This window comes from Methylobacterium sp. A52T, assembly GCF_053346095.1.
The window spans coordinates 1-5,390 of record NZ_JBKFBI010000228.1; the positions used below are offsets into that span (position 1 = coordinate 1).

7 protein-coding genes are annotated in these 5,390 nt (G+C 74.6%); all 7 read left to right on the forward strand.

What is annotated here, in order from left to right:
- The coding region (locus ACLBYE_RS29345) for an ATP-dependent helicase C-terminal domain-containing protein (protein ID WP_447696852.1) at positions 1-1,040 on the forward strand (1,040 nt) is incomplete at its 5' end.
- Positions 1,041-1,081: 41 nt separating this feature from the next.
- Entirely contained in the window at positions 1,082-1,537 is a 456-nt protein-coding gene (locus ACLBYE_RS29350; RefSeq protein WP_447696853.1) for a PaaI family thioesterase, read from the forward strand.
- Between the two features lie 74 nt (positions 1,538-1,611).
- Positions 1,612-2,835 (forward strand): SMP-30/gluconolactonase/LRE family protein, encoded by a 1,224-nt coding sequence (locus tag ACLBYE_RS29355; RefSeq protein WP_447696854.1) that lies wholly within the window; start codon positions 1,612-1,614, stop codon positions 2,833-2,835.
- A gap of 90 nt (positions 2,836-2,925) precedes the next feature.
- The gene (locus tag ACLBYE_RS29360; RefSeq protein ID WP_056522480.1) at positions 2,926-3,510 is read left to right on the forward strand and encodes a DUF1285 domain-containing protein; all 585 of its coding nucleotides are present in this window, start codon (positions 2,926-2,928) and stop codon (positions 3,508-3,510) included.
- Positions 3,507-4,178, forward strand: coding sequence for a CoA pyrophosphatase (locus ACLBYE_RS29365; RefSeq protein WP_447696855.1), 672 nt, complete (start codon positions 3,507-3,509; stop codon positions 4,176-4,178). Before ACLBYE_RS29360 ends, ACLBYE_RS29365 begins: the two co-directional genes overlap by 4 nt.
- A gap of 9 nt (positions 4,179-4,187) precedes the next feature.
- Positions 4,188-4,445 (forward strand): DUF6111 family protein, encoded by a 258-nt coding sequence (locus tag ACLBYE_RS29370; protein WP_447696856.1) that lies wholly within the window; start codon positions 4,188-4,190, stop codon positions 4,443-4,445.
- Positions 4,442-5,390, forward strand: a 949-nt coding sequence (locus tag ACLBYE_RS29375; protein ID WP_447696857.1) for a CCA tRNA nucleotidyltransferase, incomplete at its 3' end; no start/stop codon positions are given. The genes ACLBYE_RS29370 and ACLBYE_RS29375, both read left to right, overlap by 4 nt.

The window sequence follows — 5,390 nt, forward strand, 5'->3', positions numbered from 1 at the left end:
CCGCCGACATGCGCCGCCTCGCCGAGGGCTGGGCCCGGATCGCCGGGGCCGGCGGGGCGGCGAGCCCGGATGCCGGTCCGGCCGCCGCCGGGCCGCTCCTGGCGCTCGCCTACCCCGACCGGGTGGCCCGGGCGCGCGGCCGCGAGGGCGAGTTCGTGATGGCCAGCGGCCGCGCCGGGCGCCTCGACCCGGCGAGCCCGCTCGCCCGCGAGCCCCATCTGGTGGTCGCCGACCTCGCCGGATCGGCCGGGAACGCCCGGATCCTGGCCGCGGCGGCGATCGGCACCGAGGCGATCGAGCGCCTCTTCGCTGAGCGCATCGAGTCGCGCACCGAGATCGCCTTCGATCCGCAGGCGGCCTCCCTGCGGGCGCGGGCGGTCCGGCGGCTCGGCGCGGTCAGTCTCGGGTCGCGGCCGCTGCCGGTGCCGCCCGACACGGACAGCGCCGCGATCCTGGCGCGCGGCATCGCCGATCTCGGGATCGACCGCCTGCCGTGGACGCCGGCCCTGGCGCAGTGGCGGGCCCGGGTGACATTCTTGCACGCCGCCGACGGCGCGGCCTGGCCCGACCTGTCGGACGACGCGCTGGCCCGCACGGCGGAGACGTGGCTGGCGCCCGCCCTGGTGGGGCGCGCCGCCCTGGCGTCGGTCACGGCGAGCGACCTCGCGGACGCCCTCCAGGCCCTGCTGCCCTGGGACCTGCGCGCCCGGCTCGACGCGGAGGCACCGACCCATGTCGAGGTGCCGACCGGCTCGCGCATCCCGGTCGATTACACGGCCGAGGAGCCGGCGCTGGCGGTCCGGGTCCAGGAGCTGTTCGGCCTCGACCGGCATCCCAGGGCTGGCGGGCGCCCGCTGGTCCTGCACCTGCTGTCGCCGGCGCAGCGGCCGATCCAGATCACCCGGGACCTGCCGGGCTTCTGGCGCGGATCCTGGGCGGCCGTGCGGTCCGAGATGCGGGGGCGTTACCCGCGCCATCCCTGGCCGGAGGACCCGCTCAGCGAGGCCCCGACCCGCCGGGCCAAGCCCCGGGGAACCTGACAGCCGCCCTCCGAGACCCCGACACGAACGGACCCGACGCGATGACGACCGACACGGATGCCCACGATCCCGCCGCGCACGACCCCGCCACCCACGACCCCGTCGCCGAAGGCTGGACGCTGGTGGAGGACAAGGGCTTCATCGCCCATGTCGGGCCGCTGCACGTCCGCGGCGCGGACGGCGCCTACGCGTTCCGGGCCGATCAGAAGCACGCCAACCTGATCGGCGTGGTCCACGGCGGCATGCTGATGAGCTTCGCCGACCGCGCCCTCGGCGAGACCGCGATGCGCGCCGCCGGGGGTGCCAACTGCGTGACCATCCAGCTGGAGATGAAGTTCATCGATGTCGGCCGCCTCGGCGACTGGATCGAGATCCGGCCGCAGGTGGTCAAGCGCACGGGCTCCCTGGTGTTCATGCGCGGCGACGTCCGCGACGGCACCCGTCTCCTCGCCTCGGCGGACGGCGTCTGGAAGATCCTGCGGCGGCGTCCCGATTGACCCGCGCAGGACGCCGGTCCTAACCTGCCCGCGCGCATCGCGGCGCCCTGGCCGGATGCGCGGGGGAGGATCGCATGCGACCGTCGCGGACCGACGCATCCGGGATCGCGGGTGAACGCGGGTCAATTCCGCGATCCCGGCGCACGATCCTCGCGGGCCTGGGGGCCCTGGCCGTCACTGCCGGCGACGCGGCGGCCCGACCGGAACCGCCCAGCACAGTGACGAGCCCGCCGCGCGACTTCCGGCCCGGCGCCGCCCCGACCACCTACTTCACCGATCCGGACATCGTCACGGTCGACCCGGCGTTCGAGCCCTTCATCGTGCCGAACAGCGCCATCCGCCGGCTCTGGACCGGCGCCCTCTGGGCGGAGGGACCGGCCTGGAATTCCGTCGGCCGCTACCTCGTCTGGAGCGACATCCCGAACAACCGGCAGCTGCGCTGGCTGGAGGAGGACGGACACGTCTCCACCTTCCGGATGCCGAGCAACAACTCGAACGGCAACAGCTTCGATCGCCAGGGGCGGCAGCTGACCTGCGAGCACGCCACCGGGCGGGTCGTCCGCTACGAGCTCGACGGCTCGGCGACGGTCCTGGCCGATTCGTTCGAGGGCAAGCCGCTCAACTCGCCCAACGACGTCGTCCAGCACCCGGACGGCGCGTACTGGTTCTCCGATCCGCCCTACGGCGCGCTGCTCTACGAGGGCCTGCCCGACGCGGCCGGCGGCCCGAGCAACCGGCAGGGCCATCTCGATCCGCGGCTCGGCCAGCCCGCCGGGACCGTCCCGCGGCGACGCGTGCTCCCGAACGCGGTCTACCGCATCGACCCGTCCGGCCGGGTCGACCGGGTGCTCACCGACGACGAGGTGCCCGACCCCAACGGCCTGTGCTTCTCGCCCGATCACCGGACGCTCTACGTCTGCTCCACCGGCAAGGGTCCCGGGGATACCGGACCCGGCGGCAAGGGCGAGATCTACGCCTTCGACGTCGGGACCGGGGCGGCGCTGTCGAACAAGCGGCTGTTCTCGGACTGCGTCGTGGACGGGGTGAAATGCGGTCCCGACGGGCTGCGGGCCGACGTCGACGGCAATCTCTGGGTGTCGAGCAATGCCGGCCGGGCCGTGGGCTACAACGGCGTCACCGTCTGGACGCCCCAGGGCAAGCTCATCGGGCGGATCCGCCTGCCGGAAGTGTGCGGGAATCTCACCTTCGGCGGTCCCAAGCGCAACCGCCTGTTCATGGCGGCGAGCCAGTCGCTCTACGCCCTGACGGTGAATACCCAGGGCGCCGGGCCGGCCTAGGATCGCGCACTCGCGATCCGGGACGGAACCGGCGCCGATCCTCCTCTCGGCCATGGCTGACCGGGCATCGCGACGCTATCTGTCACGGTCATGAGCGAGGATCCCGCCCCCGACCCGACCTTGAGCCGCCTCAGCGCGGCCCTCGGGGATCTGCCGAAGCGCGGGCTGCCGCCGGTCGAGCGGTGGGACCCGCCCTATTGCGGCGCCATCGACATCCGCATCGCCGCGGACGGGACGTGGTTCCACAACGGCTCGCCGATCCGACGGGACAAGCTGGTCAAGCTCTTCGCCACCATCCTGCGGCGCGAGCCTGACGGCCGGACCGTCCTGGTCACGCCGGTGGAGAGCGTGGGCATCACCGTGGACGACGCGGCCTTCGTGGCCGTCGAGATGGCGGTGGACGGGAGTGGGGCGGACCGGCGGGTCTCGTTCCGGACCAACGTCGACGACCTGGTGAGCGTCGATGCCGAGCACGCCCTCCGCTTCGAGGAGGCGCCGGACGGGGCGCTGAAGCCCTACCTCCATGTCCGCCGCGGGCTGTGGGCGCTCGTGACCCGGGCGCTGACCTACGACCTCGTGGACCTCGCCGAGGAGCGTCTGGTCGACGGGAAGCCCTGGCTCGGCCTGTGGGCCGGCGGCGCCTTCCACACGATCGCGCCGGTCGCCGCCGCGTGAGCGACCCGCTCGCCGACTTCCTCGCCCGCGCCGCCGCCGGCCTGTCGCCGGACCCGCCCGGACCGGACGATCCGACCTCCAATCCCCGGGGCGACCACAGCCTCGATCCGGACGGGACGGCCGTCATCCCGCCGCCGCCGCACCGCCGGGCCGCCGTCCTCGTGCCGGTCGTGCCGCGCGCGGACGGTCCGACCCTGATCCTGACGATGCGGGCCGCCAACCTGCGCGACCATTCCGGGCAGGTGGCGCTGCCGGGGGGCAAGATCGATCCCTCCGATCCCGGGCCCGCGGACGCGGCCCTGCGGGAGGCCTTCGAGGAGATCGGGCTGCCGCTCGAGGCGGTGCGGCTGCTCGGCTATCTCGACCCGTACCTCTCGGGCACCGGCTTCCTCGTGACGCCGGTCATCGGCCTGGTCGATCCCGGCGCGGTGCTGACGCCGAACCCGGACGAGGTGGCCGACGTCTTCGAGGTGCCGCTCCCGTTCCTCATGGACCCCGAGCGCTACCGCCTGCGCTCCCGCGCGTGGCAGGGCCGCGAGCGCTGGTTCTACGCCCTGACCTTCGGCGAGCGGCTGATCTGGGGCGTCACCGCCGGGATCCTGAACAATCTGCGGGAACGGCTCTACCCGGAGGCGGAGCCGGGCGACGCCGACCGCGCGGCGCGTTAGGCTGACGATATGCTCCGCCGCGTCCTCGAAGAGTTCGGCCTCTTCCTCGTCCCTTTCGCGCTGTTCCTCGTCTACCTGCTGCTGTCCGGCCGCAATCCCCTGCGCCGGGTGCACTGGGACGCGCACCTGTTCCGCCTCGTCCTGGCCGGGCTGGCGGTGGTGATCGGCACCCTCGTCTACGAGGGCCTCTTCTCCGAGCGGCGCTCCGGGGGCTACGTGCCGACCCACATGGAGAACGGCCGCCTCGTACCCGGCGGCTTCCGGTGAGCCGCGCCCTCGATCCGGCGGGGCTGGCGGCCCTGCTCGAACGCCCGGGCGTCCGCCGCGTCCTCGCGGCCCTGGACGCGCCGGGCGCGGAGACGCGCCTGATCGGCGGCTGCGTCCGCGACGCGCTCCTCGGCGCGCCGACCGCCGACATCGACATGGCGACGACGCACCCGCCCGAGGCGGTGATGCGGGCGGCGCAGCGGGCGCCCGGCCTCAAGGCGGTGCCGACCGGCATCGAGCACGGCACGATCACGCTGGTGACCGAGGACGGGCCGATCGAGGTCACGACCCTGCGCGAGGACGTCGAGACCGACGGGCGCCACGCCGTCGTCCGCTTCGGCAGCGACTTCCTGCGCGACGCCGAGCGCCGCGACTTCACCGTCAACGCGCTCTCCCTCGGCGCCGACGGAACCCTGCACGACCCGGTGGGCGGCCGGCCCGACCTCGCGGCCGGGCGGGTGCGCTTCATCGGCGACCCGGCGACCCGGATCCGCGAGGACGCGCTGCGGATCCTGCGCTTCTTCCGCTTCCATGCGCGGTTCGGCGCCGGCGCGCCCGACGCCGCAGCCCTGGCCGCCTGCGTGGCCGCGCGGGACAGCCTGGACCGGCTCTCCCGCGAGCGCGTGCGCGCGGAGTTCCTGAAGCTCCTCGCCGCCCCCGGCGGCCCGGCCATGGTGACGACGCTGAGCGCGACCGGGCTGCTGCCGCGGATCACCGGCGGCGTCGGGGAACTCGGGCGGCTGGAACGGGCCGCCGCCGCGGGCCTGCCCCCGGTGACCCGCCTCGCGGCCCTCGCGGTCGGCGCGCGGCACGACGCCGACCGGCTGCGCGAGCGGTTGCGCCTGTCGAAGAGCGAGCACGGGCAGCTGCTCGGCTACGCCGCGGCGCTGGCCGATCTCCACGGATGCGCGGTGCTGGACGCGGTCGCGGCGCGGGCCCTGGCGG

What these genes read in the sequence shown, in the direction of transcription:
- ACLBYE_RS29350 (WP_447696853.1), top strand. Translation starts at nt 1,082, where the DNA reads ATGACGACCGACACGGATGCCCACGATCCCGCCGCGCACGACCCCGCC.
- ACLBYE_RS29355 (WP_447696854.1), top strand. Translation starts at nt 1,612, where the DNA reads ATGCGACCGTCGCGGACCGACGCATCCGGGATCGCGGGTGAACGCGGG.
- ACLBYE_RS29360 (WP_056522480.1), top strand. Translation starts at nt 2,926, where the DNA reads ATGAGCGAGGATCCCGCCCCCGACCCGACCTTGAGCCGCCTCAGCGCG.
- ACLBYE_RS29370 (WP_447696856.1), top strand. Translation starts at nt 4,188, where the DNA reads ATGCTCCGCCGCGTCCTCGAAGAGTTCGGCCTCTTCCTCGTCCCTTTC.